At 50.2% G+C, this 305-nt stretch carries 1 protein-coding gene; it reads left to right on the forward strand.

Translation table 11 applies throughout. From position 1 onward, the window contains the following. Positions 1-259, forward strand: a 259-nt coding sequence (locus tag ACTQ52_RS12415) for a hypothetical protein (protein ID WP_441982798.1), incomplete at its 5' end; no start/stop codon positions are given. Between the last annotated feature and the right edge of the window lie 46 nt (positions 260-305).

The following is a 305-nucleotide window of genomic DNA, read 5'->3' on the forward strand; positions in this document are numbered from 1 at the left end:
TGCGGGTACCGCCTTCGCCCTTCATGATACGGCGCTTGCGATCACGGTAGACCAGCTTGCCACGACAGGACGGGCACGGAGGGATGGCATCATTGCTCTCAACATAAAAAAACCGTCTACCTCATTGTGTCTGAGCTCAAAGTTTGATACACTGAACATGGTTTTGATACCAGAGGTTCGGGGGACACGACGTGCAAAGAGGGTACCCCGGACCTTCTTTCTTTTTAATCTCATGACAGTATACAGATCAATCTCGTGACACGCAAGCAGATCAGCCCGAAGTCAATCTAGGCAGTCAACAACAA

The sequence above is a fragment of the Oribacterium sp. Sow4_G1_1 genome, from assembly GCF_052116105.1.
Taxonomy (GTDB): Bacteria; Bacillota; Clostridia; order Lachnospirales; family Lachnospiraceae; genus Oribacterium.